We start from the raw sequence: 3,503 nt of genomic DNA on the forward strand, positions 1-3,503 counted from the left end.
CAGCAGCGTGCAATCGAGCGCGGTGTCGCCGCTGAAGGCGAAGGGCCGGTGCGGCGCGTCGAGCCGGTGGTCGATGGCGCCGTCGGCCGAGCGCAGCCGCACGCCGTCGCCCTCGAGCAGCATGATGCTGCGGTCGATGCCCGCGAAGCGCGAGAACGGCCCGGCCTGCGCGATGCTGGCGATGCTCACGCGCCAGCCGAAGTCCTCGAGCCCGGCGCCGGCCGGCCAGCAGGCGATCTCCTGCGTGGTGCCGCCGCCGTTCTTCCACGGCGTGACGGGCAAGGTGGCGCGCGAGAAGCGCTGCGTGCCGCCGGCCATGCTCAGCCCTTGATCATCGGCAGCTTCAGGCCCTGCTTCTTCGCGGTGGCCACGGCGATGTCGTAGCCCGCGTCGGCATGGCGCATCACGCCGGTGGCGGGGTCGTTGAACAGCACGCGCTCGATGCGCCTGGCGGCGGCATCGGTGCCGTCGCAGACGATCACCACGCCCGAATGCTGCGAGTAGCCCATGCCCACGCCGCCGCCGTGGTGCAGGCTGACCCAGGTGGCGCCGCCCGCGGTGTTGAGCAGCGCGTTGAGCAGCGGCCAGTCGCTCACGGCATCGGTGCCGTCCTTCATCGCCTCGGTCTCGCGGTTGGGGCTGGCGACCGAGCCGGTGTCGAGGTGGTCGCGGCCGATCACGATCGGGCCCTTGAGCTCGCCCGACTTCACCATCTCGTTGAAGGCCAGGCCGGCCCTGTGGCGCTCGCCCAGGCCCAGCCAGCAGATGCGCGCGGGCAGGCCCTGGAAGCTGATGCGCTCGCGCGCCATGTCGAGCCAGCGGTGCGTGTGGGTGTTCTCGGGGAACAGCTCCTTGATCTTGGCGTCGGTCTTGTAGATGTCTTCCGGATCGCCCGACAGCGCGACCCAGCGGAACGGGCCCTTGCCCTCGCAGAACAGCGGCCGGATGTAGGCCGGCACGAAGCCCGGGAAGTCGAAGGCGTTCTTCACGCCCTCGTCGAAGGCCACCTGGCGGATGTTGTTGCCGTAGTCGACGGTCGGGATGCCCATGGCCTGGAAGTCGAGCATGGCCTGCACGTGCACCGCGCACGACTGCGCGGCCGCCTTCTTGAGCGCGGCATGCTGCGACTCGTCCTTCATCGCGGCCTGCCATTGCGCCACGCTCCAGCCCGCGGGCAGGTAGCCGTTGATCAGGTCGTGCGCCGAGGTCTGGTCGGTCACGAGGTCGGGCTTGAGGCCGCCGGCCTTCGCGCGCTTCACCAGTTCCGGCAGGATCTCGGCCGCGTTGCCCAGCAGCGCGATCGACACCGCTTCCTTGGCGTCGCAGTGCTGCTTGATCAGTTCGAACGCATGGTCGATGTCGCGCGCCTGCTTGTCGACATAGCGGGTGCGCAGGCGGAAGTCGATGCTCGACTGCTGGCACTCGATGTTGAGCGAGACCGCCCCCGCGAGCGTGGCCGCGAGCGGCTGCGCGCCACCCATGCCGCCGAGGCCGGCCGTGAGGATCCACTTGCCCGCGAGGCTGTTGCCGTAGTGCTGGCGGCCGGCCTCGACGAAGGTCTCGAAGGTGCCCTGCACGATGCCCTGGCTGCCGATGTAGATCCAGCTGCCGGCCGTCATCTGGCCGTACATGAAGAGGCCCTTGCGGTCGAGCTCGTTGAAGTGCTCCCAGTTGGCCCACTGCGGCACCAGGTTCGAGTTGGCGAGCAGCACGCGCGGCGCGTTCTCGTGCGTCTTGAACACGCCCACCGGCTTGCCCGACTGGATCAGCAGGGTCTCGTCGTCCTCGAGCTCCTTCAGCGAGGCGAGGATCTGGTCGAAGCATTCCCAGTTGCGCGCGGCGCGGCCGATGCCGCCGTAGACCACGAGGTCCTGCGGCCGCTCGGCCACCTCGGGGTCGAGGTTGTTCTGCAGCATGCGGAACGGCGCCTCGGTGAGCCAGCTCTTGCAGTTCAGCTGGCTGCCGCGCGGGGCGCGGATCACGCGCGTGGGGTCGTGGCGCGGATCGGCACCGGTGGCAGCGTTGGCGGCGATGAATTTGTCGGGTGCGTTCATGGCGGGAGTCCTTTCGATGGCAAGGAAGGTCGGACGAGGAATCGGGGGAGGGTTCAGGCGCGGCTCGGCAGCACGGCGGCCAGCGGCGCGGCCCAGTCGCCGCGGCGGGCCCACAGGCGCATGGCTTCGACGTCGGGCGCCATGAAGCGGTCCTGCTCGATGAAGGCCACGCGCTCGCGGATGGCGGCGAACTCGGCCTCGACCAGCGCGGAGCTGCGCGGGCTGTCGGCGTTGCGCTTGAGCTCGATGCCCTGGCAGGCGCCCATGGCCTCGATGCCGACCACCACCGCGGTGTTGTCGACCATCTCGGCCAGGCGGCGGCCCGCGAAGGTGGCCATCGACACGTGGTCTTCCTGGTTGGCCGAGGTCGGCAGGCTGTCGACGCTGGCCGGATGGGCCAGCGACTTGTTCTCGGAGGCCAGCGCCGCGGCCGTGACCTGCGCGATCATGAAACCGGAGTTGACGCCGCCGTCGCGCACCAGGAAGGGCGGCAGGCCCGAGAGGCCCGAGTCGAGCAGCAGCGCGAGCCGGCGCTCGGAGATGGCGCCGATCTCGCTCACCGCCAGCGCGATGATGTCGGCCGCGAAGGCCACGGGCTCGGCGTGGAAGTTGCCGCCCGAGATCACGTCGCCGGTGTCGCTGAAGACCAGCGGGTTGTCCGACGCCGCGTTGGCCTCGATGCGCAGCACCCGCGCCGCATGCGCGAGGTTGTCGAGGCAGGCGCCCATGACCTGGGGCACGCAGCGGATCGAGTACGGGTCCTGCACGCGGCCGCAGTCGGCGTGCGAGGGCACGATGTCACTGCCCTCGAGCAGCGCGCGCACCGCGCCCGCCACCGCGATCTGGCCCGGCTGGCCGCGCGCGGCGTGGATGCGCTCGTCGAAGGGCTTGATCGAGCCCTGGATCGCCTCGAGCGAGAGCGCGCCCGCCATCAGGCCGGCGGCGAACACGTCCTCGGCGCCGAACAGGCCCGCCAGCGCGAGCGCGGTCGACACCTGCGTGCCGTTGAGCAGCGCCAGGCCTTCCTTGGGGCCGAGCACGAAGGGCGCGAGGCCGATGCGGCGCATGGCCTCGGTGCCGCCAATGGTCTCGCCCTCGGGCGTGCCGACCTCGCCCTCGCCGATCAGCACGCAGGCCATGTGGGCCAGCGGCGCGAGGTCGCCCGAGGCGCCGACCGAGCCCTTGCTCGGGATGCGCGGCAGAAGGCCCGCGTTGAACAGCGCGAGCAGCGCATCGACGATCTCGGGCCGCACGCCCGAATGGCCGCGCGCCAGGCTCACGGCCTTGGTGGCGAGCACCAGCCGCACCACGCCGTCGGGCAGCGGCACGCCGGTGCCGACGCTGTGCGAGAGCACGAGGTTGCGCTGCAGCTCGGCCAGGCGCTCGGGCGGAATGATGGTCTGCGCGAGCTTGCCGAAGCCGGTGTTGATGCCGTAGACCACCTCGCCG

At 71.0% G+C, this 3,503-nt stretch carries 3 protein-coding genes; all 3 read right to left on the minus strand.

The features are described 5' to 3' along the window. Positions 1–318 (minus strand): HutD/Ves family protein (locus AC27VN_RS36155; protein ID WP_490879745.1); only part of this gene is annotated, 318 nt, incomplete at its 3' end. A 2-nt stretch (positions 319–320) separates the two neighbouring features. Then, the gene (gene hutU, locus AC27VN_RS36160) at positions 321–2,054 is read right to left on the minus strand and encodes a urocanate hydratase (RefSeq protein ID WP_261212030.1); all 1,734 of its coding nucleotides are present in this window, start codon (positions 2,052–2,054) and stop codon (positions 321–323) included. A gap of 53 nt (positions 2,055–2,107) precedes the next feature. After that, positions 2,108–3,496: a histidine ammonia-lyase gene (gene hutH, locus AC27VN_RS36165; protein ID WP_490879746.1), complete on the minus strand. Its 1,389-nt coding sequence runs from the start codon at positions 3,494–3,496 to the stop codon at positions 2,108–2,110. Between the last annotated feature and the right edge of the window lie 7 nt (positions 3,497–3,503).

This window comes from Variovorax sp. 20P10.2.4, assembly GCF_058244205.1.